22 protein-coding genes are annotated in these 21,970 nt (G+C 59.8%); 11 read left to right on the forward strand and 11 right to left on the reverse strand.

Annotation, left to right across the window (positions count from 1 at the left end; genetic code table 11):
• From A477_RS0106885 to A477_RS0106895, 3 genes are all read left to right on the forward strand, one after another.
• A partial coding sequence (locus A477_RS0106885; protein WP_017198284.1) for a sugar phosphate isomerase/epimerase family protein occupies positions 1-429 on the forward strand: 429 nt, incomplete at its 5' end.
• 4 nt (positions 430-433) lie between these two features.
• On the forward strand, positions 434-1,468 hold the full coding sequence (locus A477_RS0106890) for a Gfo/Idh/MocA family protein (RefSeq protein ID WP_017198285.1): 1,035 nt from the start codon (positions 434-436) through the stop codon (positions 1,466-1,468).
• Positions 1,465-1,935 (forward strand): heme-degrading domain-containing protein, encoded by a 471-nt coding sequence (locus A477_RS0106895; protein WP_017198286.1) that lies wholly within the window; start codon positions 1,465-1,467, stop codon positions 1,933-1,935. The genes A477_RS0106890 and A477_RS0106895 overlap by 4 nt, the downstream gene beginning before the upstream one ends.
• A 287-nt stretch (positions 1,936-2,222) precedes the next feature.
• Here the strand turns inward: A477_RS0106895 and A477_RS0106900 are convergent, their stop codons facing one another.
• From A477_RS0106900 to A477_RS22935, 3 genes are all read right to left on the reverse strand, one after another.
• Positions 2,223-3,401 (reverse strand): MFS transporter, encoded by a 1,179-nt coding sequence (locus A477_RS0106900; RefSeq protein WP_017198287.1) that lies wholly within the window; start codon positions 3,399-3,401, stop codon positions 2,223-2,225.
• 413 nt (positions 3,402-3,814) lie between these two features.
• Complete coding sequence (locus A477_RS22130; protein WP_157367056.1) at positions 3,815-4,741, reverse strand: HpcH/HpaI aldolase/citrate lyase family protein; 927 nt, start codon at positions 4,739-4,741, stop codon at positions 3,815-3,817.
• A 795-nt stretch (positions 4,742-5,536) separates the two neighbouring features.
• A complete protein-coding gene (locus tag A477_RS22935; RefSeq protein WP_083848028.1) occupies positions 5,537-5,845 on the reverse strand; it encodes an ArsR/SmtB family transcription factor in 309 nt (102 codons plus the stop codon).
• Positions 5,846-5,890: 45 nt separating this feature from the next.
• On the opposite strand from A477_RS22935, the gene A477_RS22940 reads away from it, so the two are divergent.
• Entirely contained in the window at positions 5,891-6,205 is a 315-nt protein-coding gene (locus A477_RS22940; RefSeq protein WP_083848029.1) for a DUF1330 domain-containing protein, read from the forward strand.
• A 132-nt stretch (positions 6,206-6,337) separates the two neighbouring features.
• Here the strand turns inward: A477_RS22940 and A477_RS0106915 are convergent, their stop codons facing one another.
• From A477_RS0106915 to A477_RS0106935, 5 genes are all read right to left on the reverse strand, one after another.
• A complete protein-coding gene (locus A477_RS0106915) occupies positions 6,338-7,732 on the reverse strand; it encodes an amidohydrolase family protein (RefSeq protein ID WP_017198290.1) in 1,395 nt (464 codons plus the stop codon).
• Between the two features lie 539 nt (positions 7,733-8,271).
• On the reverse strand, positions 8,272-8,970 hold the full coding sequence (locus A477_RS0106920; protein WP_017198291.1) for a GntR family transcriptional regulator: 699 nt from the start codon (positions 8,968-8,970) through the stop codon (positions 8,272-8,274).
• Between the two features lie 75 nt (positions 8,971-9,045).
• Positions 9,046-10,203: a CaiB/BaiF CoA transferase family protein gene (locus A477_RS0106925; protein ID WP_017198292.1), complete on the reverse strand. Its 1,158-nt coding sequence runs from the start codon at positions 10,201-10,203 to the stop codon at positions 9,046-9,048.
• Complete coding sequence (locus A477_RS0106930) at positions 10,200-11,075, reverse strand: HpcH/HpaI aldolase/citrate lyase family protein (protein ID WP_017198293.1); 876 nt, start codon at positions 11,073-11,075, stop codon at positions 10,200-10,202. Before A477_RS0106930 ends, A477_RS0106925 begins: the two co-directional genes overlap by 4 nt.
• The gene (locus A477_RS0106935; RefSeq protein ID WP_017198294.1) at positions 11,072-11,629 is read right to left on the reverse strand and encodes a MaoC family dehydratase; all 558 of its coding nucleotides are present in this window, start codon (positions 11,627-11,629) and stop codon (positions 11,072-11,074) included. The genes A477_RS0106930 and A477_RS0106935 overlap by 4 nt, the downstream gene beginning before the upstream one ends.
• Before the next feature lie 185 nt (positions 11,630-11,814).
• Here A477_RS0106935 and A477_RS0106940 point away from each other — a divergent pair, with 185 nt between their 5' ends.
• The gene (locus A477_RS0106940) at positions 11,815-12,984 is read left to right on the forward strand and encodes an acyl-CoA dehydrogenase family protein (protein WP_017198295.1); all 1,170 of its coding nucleotides are present in this window, start codon (positions 11,815-11,817) and stop codon (positions 12,982-12,984) included.
• Between the two features lie 131 nt (positions 12,985-13,115).
• Positions 13,116-13,328, forward strand: a complete 213-nt coding sequence (locus A477_RS0106945) for a hypothetical protein (RefSeq protein ID WP_017198296.1) — start codon at positions 13,116-13,118, stop codon at positions 13,326-13,328.
• An 84-nt stretch (positions 13,329-13,412) separates the two neighbouring features.
• Here the strand turns inward: A477_RS0106945 and A477_RS0106950 are convergent, their stop codons facing one another.
• On the reverse strand, positions 13,413-13,676 hold the full coding sequence (locus A477_RS0106950; protein WP_017198297.1) for an Atu4866 domain-containing protein: 264 nt from the start codon (positions 13,674-13,676) through the stop codon (positions 13,413-13,415).
• A 144-nt stretch (positions 13,677-13,820) separates the two neighbouring features.
• On the opposite strand from A477_RS0106950, the gene A477_RS22140 reads away from it, so the two are divergent.
• Positions 13,821-14,780: a helix-turn-helix transcriptional regulator gene (locus tag A477_RS22140; RefSeq protein WP_017198298.1), complete on the forward strand. Its 960-nt coding sequence runs from the start codon at positions 13,821-13,823 to the stop codon at positions 14,778-14,780.
• On the opposite strand, the gene A477_RS23990 is transcribed toward A477_RS22140, so the two are convergent.
• Positions 14,687-15,247: an MmyB family transcriptional regulator gene (locus tag A477_RS23990; RefSeq protein ID WP_192811986.1), complete on the reverse strand. Its 561-nt coding sequence runs from the start codon at positions 15,245-15,247 to the stop codon at positions 14,687-14,689. The genes A477_RS22140 and A477_RS23990 overlap by 94 nt on opposite strands.
• 324 nt (positions 15,248-15,571) lie before the next feature.
• Here A477_RS23990 and A477_RS0106960 point away from each other — a divergent pair, with 324 nt between their 5' ends.
• On the forward strand, positions 15,572-16,348 hold the full coding sequence (locus A477_RS0106960) for an SDR family oxidoreductase (protein ID WP_017198299.1): 777 nt from the start codon (positions 15,572-15,574) through the stop codon (positions 16,346-16,348).
• A gap of 80 nt (positions 16,349-16,428) precedes the next feature.
• Positions 16,429-17,007: a flavin reductase family protein gene (locus tag A477_RS0106965; protein ID WP_044568470.1), complete on the forward strand. Its 579-nt coding sequence runs from the start codon at positions 16,429-16,431 to the stop codon at positions 17,005-17,007.
• 175 nt (positions 17,008-17,182) lie between these two features.
• On the opposite strand, the gene A477_RS22145 is transcribed toward A477_RS0106965, so the two are convergent.
• A complete protein-coding gene (locus A477_RS22145; RefSeq protein ID WP_017198301.1) occupies positions 17,183-18,571 on the reverse strand; it encodes an MmgE/PrpD family protein in 1,389 nt (462 codons plus the stop codon).
• 398 nt (positions 18,572-18,969) lie between these two features.
• Between A477_RS22145 and A477_RS0106975 the strand changes: the two genes are divergently transcribed.
• Both A477_RS0106975 and A477_RS0106980 read left to right on the forward strand, forming a co-directional pair.
• Positions 18,970-20,355 carry an MFS transporter gene (locus A477_RS0106975; RefSeq protein WP_017198302.1) on the forward strand — a complete coding sequence of 462 codons (1,386 nt, stop codon included), beginning with the start codon at positions 18,970-18,972 and terminating at the stop codon, positions 20,353-20,355.
• A gap of 90 nt (positions 20,356-20,445) precedes the next feature.
• Positions 20,446-21,966 carry an aldehyde dehydrogenase gene (locus tag A477_RS0106980; RefSeq protein WP_017198303.1) on the forward strand — a complete coding sequence of 507 codons (1,521 nt, stop codon included), beginning with the start codon at positions 20,446-20,448 and terminating at the stop codon, positions 21,964-21,966.
• Positions 21,967-21,970: the final 4 nt, after the last annotated feature.

The raw sequence follows: 21,970 nt of genomic DNA on the forward strand, positions 1-21,970 counted from the left end.
GTCCGGACCCTCGAAGCGATCGGCCACCGCGAAGCGTTCGGCCTGAACTGGGACCCGTCCCACTTCATGTGGCAGGGCATCGATCCCGTGTCCTTCATCTGGGACTTCAAGGACCGGATCTACCACGTGGACTGCAAGGACACCAAGCTCCGCCCCACCGGCCGGAACACCGTGATGGGCTCCCACCTGCCCTGGGGCGACCCGCGCCGCGGCTGGGACTTCGTCTCCGCCGGACGCGGCGACGTGCCCTGGGAATCATCCTTCCGCGCCCTCACCGCCATCGGCTACAACGGACCCATCTCCGTGGAATGGGAAGACGCCGGCATGGACCGCCTCCACGGCGCCCCCGAAGCCCTCGCAGCACTCAAGAAGTTCGATTTCCCGGCGTCGCAGACCTCCTTCGACGCCGCCTTCAGCAGCAAGGACTGAGCACATGACCCTCAGCAATGGCACCTCCGACGGAACGATCCGCTGGGGCATCCTCGGCACAGGATTTATTGCCGGGCTCCAAACGCAGGACCTGAAAGAGAATGGCTTCACCGTGCAGGCCGTGGGTTCGCGTTCGGCAGAGTCCAGCAGGTCCTTCGCCGAAAAGTTCGGGATAGCCACCGCCCACGGCAGCTATGAGGACTTGGTGGCGGACCCGCTGGTTGACGTGGTCTACATCGCGACGCCGCATCCGTTCCATCATGCCAACGCGCTCTTGGCCCTCAACGCCGGAAAGCATGTGCTGGTGGAGAAGGCCTTCACGATGAACGCCGGCCAAGCTCAGGAGATCGTGGACCTGGCCGAAGCCAAAGGCCTTGTGGCCCTGGAAGCCATGTGGACGCGCTTCCTCCCACACATGGTCCGGATCCGCGAACTCATCCAGGACGGCACCATCGGCGAGGTCCGGAAGGTGGTGGCCAGCCATAATCAGAGCCTTCCCAAGGATCCTGCCCACCGGCTCAACGATCCTGCGCTCGGTGGCGGAGCGCTGCTGGACCTGGGCATCTACCCGGTCTCCTTTGCTTTCGACATTCTGGGCGCGCCTGCGTCGATCAAGGCCAGCGCCTCCACGTCTGCTACCGGCGTGGACCGACAAACGGCCGCCATCTTCGAATACCCCAACGGGGCCCATGCGATGGTTGATTGCGAACTTGACGCAGCAAGCGCCAACCGGGCCATGGTGATCGGGACCGAAGGGTGGATCGACATCGAACACACCTGGTACAACCCGGTTCCGTTCACGGTTCATGCCGTGGATGGCACTGTTGTGGAGCGCTACGAGCAGCCCGTGAACAGCAGGGGCATGCAGTACCAGGCGGCCGAGGTGGAACGCCTGATCCGCGCTGGCGAGACCGCAGGCACCATCCTTCCGCCGGGTGAGACCGTGGCCATCATGGCCGCCATGGACGAGATCCGCCGCCAGATCGGCCTCAGCTACGAAGCCGACGCCGTTGTTTCAGAGGAAGATGCAACGAAATGACTGAATCTGCCCGCCTTGCCGAACTCCGCCAGCAGGAAGAAGAGCTGGTCTTCGCAAGCTTCGATAACCACGACGCCTGGCGGCTCGGTTCTCTCATCGCCAACCACGCCATTGCTTCCGGGTTCGGGGTGGCGATCGATATCCGGCGGCACAACATTGTCCTCTTCCGCTGCGTCTTGCCCGGTTCCACCGCCGACCAGGAAGAGTGGATCCGCCGCAAGTCTGCGGCCGTGCTGCGGTTTGAGCACAGCACGGCGTTGTTGGGTGAACAGTTTGCCGAACGCAACCCCCTTGGCGGCGGGTGGCTGGCTCCGGAGGACTACACTCTCGACGGCGGATCGTTCCCCCTCCGCGTGCGGGGCGCCGGCGTGATCGGCGCTGTCACGGTTTCCGGACTGAGCTCAGATGAGGACCACCAGATGGTGGTTGATGGCATCCGGAGTTACCTGAAGACGGTGGGGGTCTAGGACCCGCCCAAGTCACCAGCGCCCCGGCGATGGTCTTCATGGGTAAGAGGCGTCCGAGACATAGAGTGAATCTATTTTGCCTAACGGAACGTCCGTTATCGGCCATCGAGAGGGACGAGTAGAAGTAGGTGACAGACAGTCCGCATTCGGTTTGGCTTCGGAGACCTGCGTGCCTCGCACCGTTGGCAGCGTAGCCCTTGCGTTGGTGACCTCCGTGGGGTTCTTGCATTCGCTGAAGGTTTTCGCGCCGCTATGGAAATGGTTCAGTCCGGGAAGAAGTCAAGCTGTCAGCCTGCCGCGGGCCGGGTCGCCAGCACAAGGGCAGCTCCGGTCAATGCAACGGCGATGACGATGAGGACCGCGGTTGGCAGGCCCGATCCTCTGGCTGGGGTGGCGAGAATTGGGCCCAGGCTTCCACCGATGAACATGAATGCGCCGTACCAGGCAGCTGCTCCGGCCGTTGCTCCGGGCGGGGAAGCCTCCACGATCCGTGCCACAAGTGCTGGTGCCGTTAGCGCGATGGCAGCGGCGAAGAGGACAACGCCGGTGCCGAGGACGGCAGGATTCGGTTCTGCGAGAAGAATGGCGGCCCCACCGAGTGCGGCGAGAACGAAGCCACTAGTAGCGCGGCCCCAGCTCGAGACCCGGTGCAGAAGCCCTGACACGGCCGTCATAAGGACCAGAGCGGAAATGCTGGCAAGACGGAGGCCCTGCAGTCCGCCGGGGAAGTTCGCGATGGCCGTCGAGGTGCTTAGTTGCAGGGCGGTGAAGAGCGCTACGTAACAGCCAAGGACCGCAGCCGTAGCAGCGTAGAGGCCCAGCAGGGGCCAGTGCTTCAGAACTCGGGGCAGGACGAAGAACGCTTGGGCAAGGGACACGGCCGTGGGTTTGTCTCGGCGTAAAAGGAATGTAAGTGAGACTGCACAGGTAAACAGCGCCACGCCGCTGCCAGCGAAAACCCCTCGCCACCCCCATGCCACGGCGGCGAGGCCGGCGAGCAACGGCATGACGAGTGCCGATGCCAGAAAGGCCGTGGTCAGAGCCGTTGTTGCAAAGGTGCGCTGGCGGCGGGGGAATTGCTGGGATACATACACGAGGGCACAGGGTGCGAACGCGGCACTTAGGAAGCCTTGCCCAGCGCGCACAGTCAACGCCACCTCGAGTGAGGTTGGGAGGGCAGTGACCATGAAGGCTGCGACGGAAGCGCCCCCCAATCCAATGACCAAGACGCGACTGACTCCGAAGCGGGTCGCGAGCGGCCCTGTCAGAAGGAACCCCACAGCGTAGGCAACGCCAAACACTGTTGTCAGCGTAGTCGCAGCTGCCGGCGTCACCCGCAGTTCCTCTCCGATCTGGTTCAGCATGCCCAAGACGACGTAGGCCTGGCCCACAGCGAGGACCCCCGTCATGGTGAAGAAGGCTACGGTTAGGCCGGTGCGGGCGCGGGAAAGTTCAGATGTTGACACGATGGTAGATCCTTTCCAAGGACGGGTCAGGCTTGCCCAACCGCTCTTTCCCAGCCGCCCCAGACGAAACAGGTCGCAGTGCACCCTGTACGGAGCGGTCTGGTTGGTGCCGAGGCGAACCGGGGCCCCGGCCTCTGCCTGAAACGGTGCCGCTTTCACGAGACAGCTAATCGATGGAATTGAGCAGGCGGAAATCGGTTTGCCCTGCTCCGGTTGTGCGGTCCGCGTCTTTCAATACGCTCGTCAGGATTAACTGCAAACAGCACGCTGCAAGACGTTGTGGGCGTTCATCGACGAGCCTGTTCTATCGTCCCCGGCGGATTCCATTCGGCGGGGTTTTGGGTGTTACAGGACGGTTGATCATTTCACCGACTGTCTGGTTGGCAGCCTGTGAGCCGGGACTGCTGATGTCCCTACACCAACCCTTCAGCACCGGAGGCGAATGCTTCTGCCACGACTGGTACTTGGACAGGATGGATGCAGAGCATACCGCCGAAGCCAAAGTGACGTGACAGGGTTGCCTCCGAGCTCATCTTTCCGATGTCGGCGATGCTGACGGATGGAGAATCCAAAGGCGCGGCGATCCCGGCTGTTTTTGACGCCACCACCAGAACATTCCGAGCGTAATCAAGAAAGCGATAGTCGCTCGTGCTTGTGTCAATATCCAGGGCGTAGTCGATGGCTCCGAAAGCAAGCCGGGTGACGCCAGGAATCTTTGCCAAGGCATGGGCGTCCATGAGGCCAGCCGCAGATTCAACACCCAAAACGACGGCCAACCGAAGTTTCCTGCAGCGGCGCACCAGATCTCGCAGCCCCTCGCTGTCTTCGGCTTTCGGCACCACCAGTCCGAGTAAGCCACCAGGCCAAGCCGGGGTTGCCCGCAACAGGCTTTCGACTTCGCGCTCATAGGACGCTGAACCTAGCGGGTTGACGCGCACCAATACGTTAACCTCAGGCTTGAGGCCTGCGATCTTCTTTTGAATCTCAGACAGAGCAGCAGCTTTGGAGGCTGGGGCTACGGATTCTTCCAGATCGAAAATGACGACGTCAGCACCCGAAGTGGCGGCTTTTCCGAACCGTTCTGACCGATCGCCGGGAACAAAAAGGGCGGTGACTGCGGTCGCGACCTCACACGCGCTTGAGTCGCTCAGGCGCAGCCTCTCCGATTGGCGGATCATTCGCCGACCACTGGAGGTGGGAAACTTAAATTTGGTCTGGATGCATCCGCTGATTGCACGAAACGCTGTCGGTAGACCAGGAACGTCGGACGAAAAGATGCACTGATCAATGTATTCACCCCTTCGTGAAATGATGACCCAATATATTTGTGTTTTATCCACTCTAAGGGCAGTTAGGAAGCGAATTCAAGGGCTTTTCGGCTCCATCAGCCCCGCGACAAGAATCCAGATCGTAACTCCAATATATTTTGTTGCAACCCATGTCAAGGCTTGGGAGGGCACCTACACCTGCCATGCGGCCCGGATTGAGCAGCTTAGAGGAGGCCCTAGGGCTGCGTGTGCGCTGTTGTGGATGAGTATTAGCGGGAGGCGGTCCGTAATCCCGGTGCCCGCATGAGCTTGTTGACAGGCTGACCAAAGAAGGTCTCGTCGTCGCATTGATTTCGCCCGAGCGCGCCGGTCTCGGCATGGGACACGCCGCGGCCGGCGTTAACCATGGAGGAGATCAACGAGGTCAGTAGCTACTCAGCGGCGTGCACGCGCGGATGTACACCATCGGCGCCCTCCTTTGCCACGGCCACGCCCCAGAAGAACACCTACTTACCGGCGATTGCCAAACAATCCCAGGTTTCAAGAATTTTCGATGACCGAGGACACTGCCGGTTCGGATGCCACCAGCAGCGAAACCGCGGCTGTTAGAGAGGGCATCGACTACGCCATTGCCGGACACAAAGAGTTCAATCAGCCGACTACACGCATCGGGCCTCGCGCCTGCCTGGCCCGCACATCGACCAAATACGAGGCAGGAGGCGGGATGCGCGAACCGACGCTGTTCCTCGTGGACGGGCCCCAGTGTCGCCATCTCCCGTCAATGTGGGAACGGGCTAGGCCACGGTCTGCTAACCCAGAACCTGGAGGACTCCCCCGCGTTGCCGATCTCCCTTATCGGCGGTTGGATCACAGGGCTTGGCCCTTGGGCGCGACGACCGCGTCCAAAAGTCCCGGGAAGCGTTTGTCTATGTCGGCCTTGCGGAGGGTCATTGTAATCACCCTGCCCTCCCGGGTTTGTTGCAGAAGCCCGCTTTCGCGAAGAACGCGCCAGTGATGGCTCGCTGTCGACTGGGGCATGTGCGGCAGAGCTGTCGTGCAATTGAGGTGTTCGCCTTGATTGAGTCGTCTTACGACTTCCAGGCGGATGGGGTTGCCGAGGGCGCTAAGGACGTCGGTGAGGGCGAAGTCTTCGGGGTCCGGGTGGATAAGCTGCACACTTCGAGTATAGTCGATGAGTACGATAGTTCGATTTTTTTCGAAATGAGGAGGGTGTGCCCTATCGCCGCCTATATCAGCATTGATATGACCCCGACCGATCCTGCCGCAATTGCACTCTACGAGCAGAATGTGGGTCCGATACTGGCCCAGTACGGTGGAGAACTCATCGCTCGAGACGAGAAGCCGATTTATGCCGAGGGCGATCGGAAGCCGAGCCTGGCCGTGATCATTCGTTTCGACAACAAAGAGGCCTTCCGACGGTTTTACGATTCCGCCGAATACACGCCTTGGCGTGAATTCCGGATGGCTCATGCGCAAGAGAGCGCCGTCGTCATTGAAGGTATCGACGCAGCCTGAGCCTAGAGGGCCGGATTTCGTTCTATGAGGCATGACCGCTGTGGATGGTTCTCGAACCGATCTGGATACGTGGCAGCAAGGAGGGGCAGGCTACTTCGCTTTGAAAAGTAGCCTGCCCCTCGCTCGGCACGCTTAGTTAGCCTGAAGGATACGGTCCCGTGACTCGAGAATTTCAGTCCTCAGACTCGGCATGTTGACGCCCACGAGTTCACGGTTCCATTTGAGTGCTTCGCCGGCAACGAAAACAGCTTCGATGTTGCGAGGATCAGCACCAAGCACAATTGTGCCGACCGCGTCATTGAGGGGCAGGTTATTGACGTCCTCGGCGGCGATGATGAGCAGGTCAGCCTGCTTGCCGGGGGTCAGCGACCCAGTGACATCGCCGAGCCCGTTGCTCCGCGCCCCTTGGACCGTTGCGAAATCGAGGACATCGCGTGCTGTGATGCGATGCGGCTCGGCAGTCGTGCCGTAGGCCGCGTTGACGGCGAGCATCCGTTGGACGGAGAGGAGCGTGCGCATCTGGGTAAACATGTCACTGGCCAGGGCGACTTCGACGTCGATGCTGAGGGCGGGACGGATGCCTGCGCCCAGGGCCTCGTTGACGGCGGGTATTGCGGATTCGAGGCCGATTTGGGCGTCGGAGGAGGGCGCCAGCGACACCGTTGTACCGGCGGCTCCCATGGCGTCCCAGGCCTCGTCAGTTAGTCCGGTGCAGTGGATGAGGGTCATGCGGTCATTCAGGATGCCGGACGTTTTCCAGTCAAGGATCGCTCGTGAGGAGGCCTGACCGAACACTGCGTCGACGCTTACCCATAAGTCCAGCTCCCGTGCGGTGTTTGCCAGACTCTGTCCGTAGGCTATTTCTGGCCCTGCGATTTCGTCGGTGGCGAGTGCGGCCAATCGCAGGGTCAGCAGTTGGTCCGGTGAGTTGAAATAGCGTTCCTTGATCCTTTTCAGGTCACTAGGCCACTGATGGTTCCAGTTGCCGAAGTGTGGGCCCATTGAGGCATGGACTCCGCGGATGCGGGTGTCCGCAAGGGCTTGAATGGCTGCGTCCGAATGTTCGGCCGTTCGGGAGTTGTGGGAGAAGTCCAGCATGCAGGTGATGCCGCTGTCGAGCGCGGTGAGGGCGGCCAATTTTGTCCCGGCGTACATGTCTGCGGGCTGGTAGAGCGGTGCAATATCGTTGAGCGTGCTCATGACGTATTCTCCGAGGTCGTTGACATCAGGCATGATGCGCCGGAGCTGCGTCTCCCAGGCATGGCGGTGTGAGTCGACAAAGCCTGGGGACACAATCGCGCCTGCGGTGTCGATGACTATGGCGCTGTCTGCCGCGCCCAGGGAACGCAGATCGGGACCTACGTCAATGATTCTTGAGCCTTCGATGAGCACGTCGCCGCGTTGGAGGTCGCCGATGCTCCGGTCCATGCTTACAACGGCTCCGCCTGTGAGTAGCACTCGGCGGAGCGGGTCACCAGAGGTGGCAGCGAGGATTTCTCCAAGCGCGGCGCGCGGGGTTGTGGTCATGGTGCTTCTCCTTCTTGAACGGGTTTTGCAGATGTCCTGCCGACGTTGAGGGTCGCTTCTTTGTATTCGCCAGATTCGTCGGGGCCAGATAGGTTGTTGACGCTGACGGACTCTCTGGTTCTTCGACTGTAGAAGGAAGTAAACCGAACGGCGTGGGTGCAGCACACCCACGCCGGTCGCGGCAAAAACTGATCCTCAGGTAAGACGCCAACCGCGCATGCAGAATTGGAAGCCCAGGATCCTTGCGGATCCACGGACAGGCGGCACCTTGCGCATCCGGTATCCACGGCATAAGCGCCGAACCGGCAGGGGCCGGGGGGCACGGGGGCACGGCAATCGTGCCCTACCGTCGCCGCAGGCAGCTGGTCCTCGGCACTTTATCCGTTGCTGCCTGAAGCACCTCTGCCGATGCCTGAGCCATTACGGGCCTCGGATTGAGGGCTTCATGGGGTTCCGACCGTTGGGCGGGAAAGACTGCGTGGATTGGACGCACCTCGTGGCTCGAGTGGCCTCCCCCTCGACCGGAGTTCATGCTCAGGTCAGGCGGATGTCAGATCGTCGACCGGGGCGGCTTTGGAGACGCGTTCATCAAAATGTGTGGCCAGGAGTTCTCCGGCATGAACAATATGGGAGACCATCGCCGCTCTCGTTTTTTCGGAGTCGCCAGTTCGTATGCCGTTCAGTAGTTCTTCATGGTCATCGACAGTGGCCTGCGGCCACCCTGGGATGGTCGAGTAGAACTGGCGGGGGACGTACCGGGTGATGAGGCTCAGCGCCCAGATGATCTTCCTGGATCCGGCCATCTTGTTGATGTGCCTGTGGAAGGCATGGTTCTTCTCCTCCAGCAGTGCATGGTCATTGCGGCGGGCGGCTGCAATGAGCTCATGGTGAAGGGCTTCGAGTTCAGCGAGATCGGCGGAGGCTGGGCTGGCCGCTGCCCGGGCCGCCAACTCCCCTGCGATGAGGGCCTGCACACGAAAGAGGTCTCGGATGTCCTGCCCGGTCAGGGGTGCTACCTGGAAGCCACGACGTGGCACCAACTCCAGGAAGCCCTCCACGCGCAGTGCTTGAAGGGCTTCTCGGGCAGGCGTTGTCGAGATGCTGAGCGCTTGCCCTACAGTTTCGGGGCGCACAGTGGAGCCGGGCGTCAACTTCCCGGACATAATCAGGCCGCGGACGTGGGCCGCAGCCTCATCACTGAGTTGCCGACGGCCGCGGTCGTCGCTGGTGGTGCCCATACGTCCTTTTCTCCTGACCTTCCCGCTAAGAATATGGCATTTCCTTTGGTGGATGGTACTCGGCTGGGCGGTAGATCAGTGGTTGCCCACCGGGGCGGGCAGCCCCAGTTCCGCGAGAATGCTTTCGGTATGCTCGCCAAGTGCAGGTACCGGTCCCATGCTGTAATCCATCTCCTTGAAGGTTACGGGAGGGATAAGTGTACGCAGAGGCCCTTCTGGGGAATCCACATCGCGCCATCGCTTCCTGGCCAGAAGCTGAGGATGATCGGAGAATCCATGCATGTCACGAAGCTCCGCGTTGGCAATGGATGCTGCATCGAGACGTTCAACGACGACTTTGGTCTTCAGCGACGCCAGAATGAGGTCGATCTCGTCATGAAGGGCTGCTCGATTCTCAACGCGCGCCGCATTCCCAGCGAACTGCGGAGCCTTTCCAAGATCGGCATTCTGCAGGACATCACGGCAGAACGCCTCCCATTCGCGTTCGTTCTGAATGCCGAAGAATACTGTTCCGTCCGAAGTCTCAAAGGGTCCGTAAGGAGCGATGCTCGCGTGATGCGCCCCGCTCCGTGAGGGAGGTGCGCCACCGTATTCGGCGAAGAAATATGGTTGGCTCATCCATTCGCCCATTGCCTCCAACATGGAGATCTCCAGGACATCTCCGCGGTCCGTTGAGGCTCTGTGGAGCAGCGCCGTCAGAATCCCGGAGTAGGCATACATTCCTGCGCAGATATCAGCGATGGAGATACCGACCTTGGCAGGAGCCTGTTCAGTTCCGGTAACACTCATGAGCCCGGACTCGCACTGCACGAGCATGTCATAGGCCTTTTTGTTCTCGTATGGTCCGCCGCGTCCATAGCCTGAAATCGAGACATGAATGAGCCTCGGGTTGAGTGCAAGGGCATCAGCTGGGCCCATTCCGAGCCGTTCCACGGCTCCCGGGGCGAGGTTCTGCACGAGGACGTCGGCCTGGGAAACCAGAGTCTGCAGGATCCCCTGGCCATGGTCGGACTTGAGGTCCACGACAATACTTTCCTTGCCGCGGTTAAGCCATACGAAATAACTGGCCATGCCGTGAACTTTTTTATCGTATCCGCGGGCGAAATCTCCGGTGTCCCGTTCGACCTTGATCACACGGGCCCCTAGATCCGCCAGCTGACGGGTCGCAAACGGCGCAGCCACAGCCTGCTCCAGTGATAGTACGGTTATTCCCTCCAAAGGAAGCCGGCTCATGTTCTGTCCTTTTCAACGCGTGCCATTATCAAGCGGGCACGTTCAATCACCGGTCGATCAATCATCTCTCCATCCACTTGGATAGCCCCATCGGCCGAGGAAACGATTGTTTGTGCCCAGCGCACGGCCTCAGCGTCCGGCAAGAAAGCGGCCGACACCACCGGCACTTGCGCGGGATGGATACATAGCTTTCCACCAAATCCGAAACCATACGAAAGCCTGGCCGCGGCTTCCACTTGCCCAATGTCCTTGATGGTGGTTGCTGGAGAATCCAATGGCGCCGCGATGCCCGCCGCCCGGGATGCAAGCACAAGGACGCTGCGGGCATAGTCAAGGAACCTGTCCTCGCGGCCGGCATGAATGTCGAGTGCATAGTCGATGGCGCCGAAAGCGAGGCGTGTGACACCGGGCACCTTGGCCAAGGCTGGAGCATCCAACACCCCTGCGGCAGACTCGATAAGAGGGACGAAGGCGAGCCCCAGCGAGGCACACCGCTGGGAAAGCTCCCTGAGCTCGGGGCTGTCTGCTGCTTTCGGGACCATCAAGCCGAGCAGACCGCGGCAGGACAAATTCGCCAACTCGTAAAGCTGCGCGATTTCCTCCTCGTATGACGCTGAACCAACTGCATTGACGCGTACGAGAGCCCTCCACTGCCTGTTTTGGATACGCAATGCTGCTACGGTCGCTGCGAGAGCGTCTGCTTTTGCAGGCGGCGCTACAGCATCTTCCAAGTCAATGATGACGATGTCCGCACCGGCTAGAGCTGCCTTCTCGAAGCGCTCGGGCCGGTCGCCGGGAACGAATAAAGCCGTGGCGGCGGAGGCGACCTTCTGGATCGAGGATCCCCTTGGCAGGGTTTGCAAACCTGTCATTTGGGCTCCACCACCGGCAATGAGGCCTCGTCCGGCCGCGCAGATTCGACAGATGGCAGAAAACCTTGCCGATAAACCATGAAGGTCCGGCGGTAGCTGATGACGACTGCCCCGTTCTGGTTGTAACCCTCAGTGGCCACGCTGACCAAGCCCAACTGGGGGCGGGACCTCGATTCACGAAGTGCAAGAACTTTAGACCGGGAGTAGATAGTGTCGCCCTCATATACCGGGTTTGGCATCCTGACCTCGTCCCACCCCATGTTCGCGAAGACGTTCATGGATAGATCCATGGTGGACTGACCCGTCACCAGGGCCAGAGTGAACGCTGAATTGACCAAGGGCCGTGCAAACTCTGTTTTCGACGCGAAGTTCACGTCCACGTGGGTCTTCGACACGTTCTGGGTCGTCAACGTGAACCACTGGTTGTCCGTCTGGGTCACCGTCTTTCCGAACGGGTGGTAGTAGATGTCCCCGACGGCAAAGTCTTCAAATAGCCTCCCCGTCCAGCCGGGCACTTCTCGGCCGACCGAGGTGTTGGCAACAGTTTCCGTCATGGATATATCCTCCTGAGTATTATTAGTCGCTTCCAAGATAATATATTGACGATCGACATCAGGCTACCCCTGTTATCTCTCTACCCTCAAAGATTTCTGGGTAAGTTGAGTTACTTGCCTCACGGATGAGTAACCCGCAATATATTATGTAGCAGCCACTTCAGCTAACACTACGAGGAGCAAAGATGCCATCCGTTACAAGCAAAGAGATTCAGCAGCTACGGCAGAAGACCCGTGAGTTGTGCGCGAAGTTCCCCGACGAGTACTGGCGCGAAACGGATTTGAACCGCCGCTATCCGCAGGAGTTCGTGGACATCCTGACAAAGGAAGGACTGTTGGCCGCCCTGATACCTACGGAGTACGGAGGCTTGGGCTTGGGCCTTACCGAAGCCAGCGTGATCATGGAGGAAATCAACCGATCCGGCGGTCATTCCGCCGCCTGCCACGCACAGATGTATACGATGGGGGCTTTGCTCCGACACGGAAACGATGCTCAGAAGAACGCGTATCTTCCCGCCATCGCAACCGGTGATCTGCGGCTACAGGCCTTCTCCATTACGGAAGACGCTGCCGGTTCAGACACCACCAGTATCCAGACGGCTGCAGTGGAACACGGCGATGAGTACCTCATCACCGGCCACAAGAGCTGGACAAGCCGCATCGATGAATCCGATCTTGCCTTCGTTCTCGCCAGGACATCCGAGAAGGCCCCTGAGGATAGGACTCATGGCCTCACACTGTTCCTCGTGGACCTGCGACAGGTGCGAGCAGAGCAGCCGGAGACACTGAAGGTCGTCAAAGTCCGGACCATGTTCAACTACGCCACCAACCAGGTCTTCTACCAAGGCATGCGAGTTCCAAAAACTGCGGTCATCGGAAAGGTAGGCCAAGGCTTCCGTTACGTCCTCGACGGGTGGAACGCCGAGCGCATCCTGCTGGCATCTGAAGCGATAGGCGATGGCTATTGGTTCACCTCCCGCGCCGTGGAGTACGCAAACAGCCGCCGCGTGTTTGGCCGCCAGATCGGAACCAACCAAGGCGTCCAGTTCCCCATCACGGACGCCTATATGAAGATTCGGGCTGCAGACTTGATGCGATATGAGGCGGCCCGACTCTTTGATGCGGGTGAGCCATGCGGCGCCGAAGCCAATATGGCCAAGCACCTCGCTTCAGAGGCCAGTTGGGCCGCAGGCAACGCATGCCTGGACACCCACGGCGGCTACGGGTTTGTCGACGAATACGACGTGGAACGTAAGTTCCGCGAAACCCGTATGTTTCAAGTGGCGCCGGTCAACAACAACATGATCAAGGCGTTTGTGGCCACTAAGGTACTGGGGCTCCCGCGCTCATACTGAGCAAATCTCGGGCCTCAACAGCTTTAGGGGCTCGACCAAAAGGGGGGTGGGCCACGGGCGCCGACCAACGGTAGGCGCGCCGCCAAACTGTCACGACGAGCAAACCGAAGACTTGGAGAAGGGATAACAGGATGGCCCTCCATCCCCATGGCTGCTGGCAGCCCGTAGTTGGCGAATGGGTCCAGATTAAACGCTTCGGTCGCGTCATCGACGAAGGCCGTGTTGAGGCTGTAACCAGCGACGACCAGATGCTCTGGCTTGCTGCCCTGGGTGTGAACTCACGGAGGCTGATCATTCGCGAGCAGGGAATGGACTTGTGGCTTGACTACAAATGGGACAGCTGAGCACACCTTCCTTGCGGCCGCAGCACCGATCACCTGCTGGTTTTCGGGTGCGGCCGCTCGGGCTGCCAGGCTCGGAGCACAGATCTAGTTCAGTTCCCGGTAGAGGATCAAGTGTTCGTGATAGAGAACACCATCTCGCACGTCCCCTGTGGCGGTGAAGCCGGTGTCGTCAACGTAATCAATGTGATTACCCGTGACCCGATACGACCCGGTATACGCGCTCCTTCTGTTTCCGCGGGCCTCGTCGTAGCGGCCATTGGGCAGCAGTTCCTGGCGAATGTAGCCGTCCGCAGTGACCCACATGCCCGTAAAGCTAGTAACTTCCGAGTCTGTTGCTCTGTCTTTCATCTGAGTCCTTCCAAAGGAGATGTCGCCCGGTATGACGACTTCTTCCACTCTAGGAATAGTCGGCGCGCAGTACGTGGGTGCCTCCCGCCCTTGCGGGTGGGCATACTTATTGTGTGAACGGACAGAGCATAGAAGGCATCCGGCATGACTGCAGATAACCTGGCAAGCTTTTTGCGAGCTCGACGCAACGCGGCCGCTGCCGACATCTACCCTTGGGCTGATCTGACGCCCCGGCGGGTTCCCGGGCTGCGGAGGGAGGAGGTAGCTGAGCTCGCAGGACTCAGCACCGATTACTATGTTCGGCTCGAGCAGGGTCGCGAAAAGCATCCTTCCGAGCAAGTTGTTGCTGCCCTGTCGGCCGCCCTGAGACTCTCCAAATACGAGGACGACCATCTCCGTCTACTTGCAGGGTTCTCGGTCCAGCCTGTACAGGCCGAAAGCCCCGTTGACCCGTCGTTGATCCACATGCTGAATTCATGGGTCGGTTCGCCGGCGTTCATCCTTGATCCGCTACTCAATTTCAGAGCGCTCAACCCGGTGGCCCGTATCTTGTTCAGCGCCTTTGACGATCTGGACAATTTGACGCGCAGTACGTTTTTGGATCCCGCCGCCAGACGGTTCTTTGTGGACTGGGCGCGGGCGGCGGAATCCTGCGTCGCCTCCCTTCGTGCCACTATGCACCTGCACCACTCATCGCACGAGCGCGACGAACTGGTTCAGGTACTGCGGCAGAACAAAGACTTCGAAACACTGTGGCAGCGGTTCGACATCCAACCCAAGACACAGGAGACCAAGCTCATCTTCCATGAATCTGTTGGCGAACTGGAGCTCAACTTCCAGGCATTTCACGTCATGAGTTCACCAGGCCAACAGTTGGTTGTTTATCAGGCAGCTCCTGGCAGCCGTAGTGAGGACCAGCTTCGAACCCTCGTGGCTATGGACGCCGGCAACTCAGGAAGGGCTGCTGGGCGGGCGCAGGAGCTTAGGACGCAGGAGGCTACCCGAGGCAACTACCCCAGCCCCGCCGTGATTCCCCAGCCAGCAGTTAGCGAACTAAGCAACCGGATGGATTCTTCGCTCACGGACCCGGGGCGTGGTACGTAGGCGACCACCGTGTAGCTGGGATCCGCCGCGCTCGTCATCTGAACCTCTTCAACCACGATTTCGCCCATTTCATGATGGCGGAAGACCCGCATTGGCGTATCACCAGGACCCCACTGCCGCGCAAGCCACAAACGCCGGAAGGGCAAGCTCTGCATAAGCAGGGAATCGAGGAGTAGGCTCAACCGGGTTTTGGCTTCTCCCCTTACCAGAACTGATCGCATCCGTCCCAACGTGTTCTGGGCATTTGCCCGCCACAACTGATCGTTAAGCTGCGCAGACGCGTCGAGGAAGACCATGCGGGGCAAGTTGTCGCGGATCACGTATTCCGAGAACAGTTCACGCCCCAAAGCGTTCGAAGCGACAATGTCACCGATTTCATCTATCAAAATAGCAGGGGTGTATGTCAGCTTTCCCAAGAGCTGACTTAGGACCAGATCCAGCCGGCTGTCCCCGGGCTTCTTAGGCATGGGTAAGGCCCGGAACGCGCGTTTGAGCTGTTGAAACCCGGGTTGCTGTCCTCTTCATGGTCTCGACGACCCTTTCCACCACTGGCGTAAACACTTTTCATCCGCGGCGATCCTACAAATTTTGGGGTGCACCCGCGAGGGTGTGCGGCACCCACCTGCAGGAGCCAATCTGCTACGAATCAACACCTCCGCACCAACAAAAATGGGTGGGTGGCTTGCACCCTGTTTGTTCATCGCCAGTTGCCGAATAGTGGATGACGGAAGCACAAAGCTTCCAGATTCTCACCGGGTGATCCCGGTTCTCTCAATTCATAGGAGCATTTCGTGAGCAAGCTTATTGAAGGAACACCGCTGTCGGGTCGTGTGGCAGTCGTCACTGGAGCGTCCAGTGGTATTGGCGCCGCGGCCGCGCAGCGGTTGGCGGAACTAGGAGCGAAGGTGGCCTTGGTCGCGCGACGCAAAGATCGTCTTGATGCCCTGGCCGACCAGATCAACACAGCAGGCGGGACGGCGCTTGCCGTAGCCGTGGATGTCACCGACCGCGAGGCTGTCCTGGCAGGTGCAGAAAGGATTGCCCTGGAACTTGGCGCAGTCGACTTGGTGTTCGCAAACGCGGGCGTGCAGCTGATCTCAGAAATCGGTGACCTGAAGGTTGACGACTGGGATGCCCAGATCGACCTGAACATCAAGGGAGTCATGAACACGATTCAAGCCTTCGTCGGCTCCCTCGAAGAGGCCGGCCAGGCAGGCCGTACCGCGGACCTCATCACCACCTCTTCCATCGCGGCAACGCGGGTGCTGGAAAAGTTCCAGGTCTACTCGGGCACCAAAGCGTACGTCAGCCACATCACCCGGCTTCTGCGGACCGAACTTGGCCGCAAGAATGTCCGCGTCTCGACTGTCGAGCCCGGGATGGTAGACACGGAACTCCCGGACCATGTCACCGACCCTGACGCCAGCAAGCTGATGGCTGATCTCATCAACCAGATCGACGTCCTGCAGTCAGCTGACGTCGCTGAGACAGTCGCGTTCGTAGCGGCACTGCCCAAGCACGTGAACCTGACGGAGCTTACAATCCTCCCGACGGCACAAGCGATCTGAAACCTGGTGGGGGCCGGAGAGTCCGGCCCCCACTTTTCTACCGAATTCGTGGTCACCACTGACAGGACGGAGAGTTTGATATGCGGTACCTACCCAGAACAGATGACTATGAAGAGTACCCTCTGGACCATGCTCATAGGCTCATAGAACCGGGCCCCACTGTTCTGATCTCCACTCAGCACTCCGGAACTGCGAACCTCATGACCAACGGTTTCAATATGCCCATCAGGCATTCTCCTGCGCTGCTCGGAATCGTCCTGGGTCCTTGGGATCACAGCTATGAAGCGCTGCGGGCCACACGAGAATGCGTGGTTGCGATACCGTCAGTTTCATTGGCAGAAGCCGTCGTGGATGCAGGCAATACCTCGGGATATGACACTGACAAATGGGCTGATCTGGGGTTCACCCCCATGGAACCTGCTGTGGTCTCGGCTCCGCTCATTCGCGAATGCTTCGCGAATCTGGAATGCGTTGTTGCCGATGACAGGCTCGTCGAGGACTACAACCTTTGGCTACTCGAGCCTGTGCGGATCTGGCATGCTCCTTCGTTGGAGGAATCAGGGGAGTTCCACCACCGAGGCAATGGCACATTTTCCACGAACGCCCGAACGGTGGACCTTCGCCACCGAATGACCAAGTGGCCAGGCCTCGCTGACTAAAACAACTGGGCACTCAAACACACGCCAACGGCAGTCAAGGCACAAATCCAGTGCCCTGACTGCCGTTGGTTAAGCAAGCAGAGAACGGACCAAAGCACCGGATCCGGCCCCGGCACGCGACACCACCGGAAGAGCCACTGTCCCAGCAAATGGAAGCGTAAACCAGCAAAGTCCCTTAGCGACTGCCTATTGCTGCGGAAACGACATCGGTGACATCAACGGCAGAGTCCAGTTGGTCGATGCATTGGAGCAGAAGATCCAGTTCCTGCTGTGACAAGTCAGTTTCCGAGCGCATCCGCTGCGCATTCGCGGCTACGTGGGGCAGTGACCACGACAGCAGGGAATCCGAGTCATCAATCGCATCGTCCAGAACAGAACCCTCATACAGGCGCACTGTCGCGGATGCTGTTTTTCCAGGGCGGCCTTCTTCGGCAACCAAGTGCATCCTCCCCATCAAGTCAGCGACCTTCTGATCTTCGAAATTCGACAGGGATTGCAGCTTGATGTCTCCGTGGACTAAACCAGTAGCGAATGCAAACCTGGCGTTCATGAGTGTCTGGGCAGTTGTATGGAATGGTCCGTCAGCAGCCATCCCCGGGTACTCGGCCTCCCGCTTGTTCATGCGGAGAGTAATCGACTCAACCGTTTCAGCGCGCAGGCCCTGGGACCGCAACTTCAGTGCCAGCAGCGCAGGGGCTTGGTTGAAGGCACACACCGGAAATGGTTTGAACGTAACCCCAAGAATGTTCCACGTGTCTCCAAGACCGAGCGCAAGGGTGTCGAGGTCTCCTCTGGCAAAACATTCCAGGAACCCGGCCGGTGCTTCGAAGGCTGTGTCGGACCCTGCGGCACCCTTGGCGGCCAAGCTGGCTGCGAGGTAGCCGTTCATGGCAGCTTTTGCAGGCTGAAAACGCCACTCGTCCGTGCCGGCACCGAATGATTCGGATGTGCCTCCGGAACCGGCCGCTGCAATGGACAACGCGGACGCCATCTGATCGCCGTTCAGACCCAGTATCCTTCCGACAGCTGCAGCGGCCGCTACAGGACCGAAAACTGCGGTAGCCCGGAAGGGCGGCGTCGTACGCTCTGTTATCTGGGAAGAAAGCGCCGTTCCGACCTCGTAGCCTGCCAAGACGGCATTCATGAACGTTACTCCGTCGCACTTTGTCGACTCAGCGGCGGCCAGGGCAGCCGGCAAAACAGTCAATCCCGGATGAAAAGTGCCATGTGTGTCCTCCTGTGCCCTGGCGTGGAACAGCGCACCGTTGATGAACGCCGCCACCGGTGCTGGATGGTACTTCCCGCTGACCAGTGAACGCGACCAGCGGGCCCGCGGTTCACTTTCCCCGGTTCCCCATGCATCCTCCGCCACCCTTCCAAACGGTGACGTCAGTCCGGCAGCCCCTACGACAGTGGCATGGATGATGCATCCGCGGACCCGTTCCCCCACGGAAACGGGCGCGTCACCGATACGTACACTGCAGGCAAAGCTTGCAAGCCGTTCAACGATGGTTGCCGTGATGGTCGGGGCCTCTTGCTGAAGCGACGTTGCTTCCTGCCACATCTCAGAACTCCTCGGTTTGTGCATCTACTGCCACAGGGTGCAGGCACAGAGCCTGCAGCCCCTCAGCAAAGATGCCGTTAAATCGTCCGTACCATTGCTACAGTAGGCGCCGCCCAAAGTGTCGTCAATAACTCAGCTCCAACAACTGCGGACTGCACTTATGCGTCTCGCCTGTCCCCAAATGGCCCGATAAAGATCCGCCCGGCGCGTGATGCCCGATCAACTCCTCAGCCTCTTGACGGCATCGAAAGATAGGGATAGATTCGTCCGTACCTTTTGTTATGCAGGTCACGTCCGGACATAACATCACCCAGCCATCACGACTGGCTGCATTCCCGCTCTTGATGGGCGCCTCGACTCCCCCACGGGCGTACCACCAGTTCTCAAAGGAGAGAATCATGAACGCAGAAACAACACCTCAAACGCAGGTTCCACCGGAACCTGCGAGCAGTTCATCAGCTTCGAATGAAGCACTCAATCCGCAGGTGTCGAAGCGCGTCGCCGTTGCCGCAGGGATTGGTCATTTTCTTGAATGGTTCGACTTCGCCGTTTACGGCTTTCTCGCCGTCACGATCGGGCAGCTGTTCTTCCCCTCCGACAACCCCACCGTGTCCCTGCTTTCATCGCTCTCGGTCTTTGGTGTGGCCTTCCTGTTCCGGCCCATGGGCGGTCTCATTATCGGCGCCTGGGGAGACAGGCTGGGGCGGAAGTCCGCGCTGTCACTGGCCATCATCCTGATGGGCATCTGCACCCTCGGGATCGGTCTGCTGCCAACGTATGAAACCATCGGGATTGCCGCACCGATTCTGCTCGTCGTTCTCCGTTGCGCCCAAGGATTCTCGGCCGGCGGGGAATACGCCGGAGCAGCGACCTTCCTGATCGAATATGCTCCAAACGGGCGCCGGGGTCTGTGGAGCAGCGTGGTCTCGGCCGGCGCAGCCATCGGAGTCATGGGCGGCGGCGTGGTCACCTTGCTCCTGGCGAGCAGCCTCAGCAGTGAAGAAATGGCTGCGTGGGGGTGGCGGGTTCCGTTCATCGTGGCAGGCCCGCTTGCGGTACTCGGACTTTACCTACGCCTCAGGCTTGAAGACACGCCTGTGTTCCTGGAACTACAGCGCGCCCATGATGTCGATCACGCACCCCTTCGCTCGGCCAGCAAGAAGAGCCGCTCGGGTATCTTGCTGGTATTTACCTGCACCGCTGTCACCGGTCTGGGCTTTTACTACCTCGCGACTTTCGTCATTACCTTCCTGACCGTCAAGGTCGCAATGCCCCGGACCGCGGCCCTTGAACTGGCGATTCTGGGGCTCCTCGTCTACTCGGCCATGTGTCCCGTCGCAGGGATGCTGGGAGACAAGATTGGCCGAAGGAAGACCATGCTGATCGGCACTGTCGGTATCGCCGTCGTCACCATCCCATGCTTCATGATCCTCGGCACGGGAAATTGGTGGCTGGGGCTGCTGGCTTTGGTAGTTTTCGCCGCCTTCGAAGCCCTCGTCAACGTCATGCTTGGCGTTCTCATGGTCGAACTGTTCCCGGCCAGGCTGCGCGTAAGCGGCAGCTCCATCGGCTTCAACGTCGCACAGGCCCTGATAGGCGGCCCCGGACCGTTCATAGCTACAGCGATCGCATCAGCCTTTGCTTTTTCTGCCGCCCCCGCGTTCTACCTGGCCTTCATAGCGGTCATCTGCTTCTTCGTGCTGTTGCGCTATCTACCCGAAACGCGGGGCGTCTCATTGTCCTCCAACGGGACCCTGGCGGAACGTTCCCAAAACGCTGAGTAGTCCTGCCCCGAGGCAGTGAACCACATCCCACATGCGCACGCCGAAGTGCGTGGCAAGCGCATAGTCAACCAGAGAAAGAGACAAGAAACTATGAGTTCGAACCAGGTGCTGGATTCCGCCCCAGATATGGCGACCCAGCTCGAACACCGAAGCATGTATATCGGCGGCGAGTGGGTCGAGGCGGAATCCGGCGAGACCTTTGAATCGATCAACCCCTATACCGGCAAAGCATGGGCAACAGTGCCGCTGGCAGGGCCCGCCGATGTACGCAAGGCCGTGGACGCGGCCCAGGCAGCACTGGAAGGACCCTGGGGGACGATGTCGGCCGCCCAGCGCGGTGGGCTCATTCGCCGCCTGGCCGGGCTGATCGAAGCTGCAGCAGAATCCCTGGCTGTCATCGAAACCAGGGACAACGGCAAAGTTATTCGCGAAACGCGGAGCCAGATGGCAGGCTTACCTGCCACCTATGAATATTTCGCGGGGGCAGCCGATAAGATTTCCGGACAAACCATCCCGGCTCCGCAAACCAACTTCTTCACCTACACCCGCCGGGAACCGATCGGCGTCGTCGGGGCAATCCTGCCTTGGAACAGCCCCCTCTTTCTGCTGGCGAGCAAGCTTGCACCCGCACTCGCTGCCGGATGCACCTTCATCGCTAAGCCTGCTGAACAAACACCCAACTCAACCCTTGAGTTTGCGCGGCTCGTCCACGAAGCAGGGTTCCCCGCAGGCGTGTTCAACGTACTGACCGGAGCGGGCAAAACCGGAGCTGCGCTGACAGCCGACCCAGGGGTACACAAGATTACGTTCACGGGGTCGACCGCCACTGGGATCTCGGTCATGAAGAGCGCAGCGGAACACATCGCCGAAGTCACTTTGGAACTCGGCGGAAAGTCACCCAACATCATTTTCCCCGATGCTGACATCGACGCCGCCGTCAACGGCGCCATGGCCGGCATTTTCGCTGCCACCGGCCAAACCTGCATCGCCGGAAGCCGCCTCTTTGTACATACCTCTATTCACGATGACGTCGTCAAGCGTCTTGCCGCCCGGGCACCTCAAATCAAGATGGGTGATCCACTCGAAATGGCCACGGAGATGGGTCCCATCGCGTTCTCGGAACAACTGGAAAAGGTTCAGTACTACGTCGACCTCGGTGTCGCAGAAGGCGCGACCGTCACGACTGGTGGACAGCGTCCAACCAGCGACGGACTAACCGATGGTTATTTCTTCCAGCCAACAATCCTTACCGGCGTCAACAACACGATGCGAGTGGCCCGGGAAGAGATCTTTGGTCCAGTCCTGGCCGTAATCCCCTTCGAAACCGAAGAGGAAGCGGTCCGTCTGGGCAATGACACCTCCTACGGGCTGGCAGCCGCCGTTTGGACCAAAGACGTCCAGCGCGCGCATCGGATTGCCCACCAGCTGAAGGCCGGGACGGTCTGGGTGAACTCGTACCGCGTCTTGGCGAACAACGTCCCCTACGGCGGCTTCGGCCAGAGCGGAATCGGCCGCGAAAACGGACTCGAAGGCATCGACGCGTACCTGCAGACCAAGTCCGTGTGGGTAGAACTCACGGGCGAAAGCCGCGACCCGTTCAAACTCGGCTAGGACA

Origin of the sequence: Arthrobacter sp. M2012083 (assembly GCF_000281065.1) — a bacterium.
Taxonomy (GTDB): domain Bacteria; phylum Actinomycetota; class Actinomycetes; order Actinomycetales; family Micrococcaceae; genus Arthrobacter.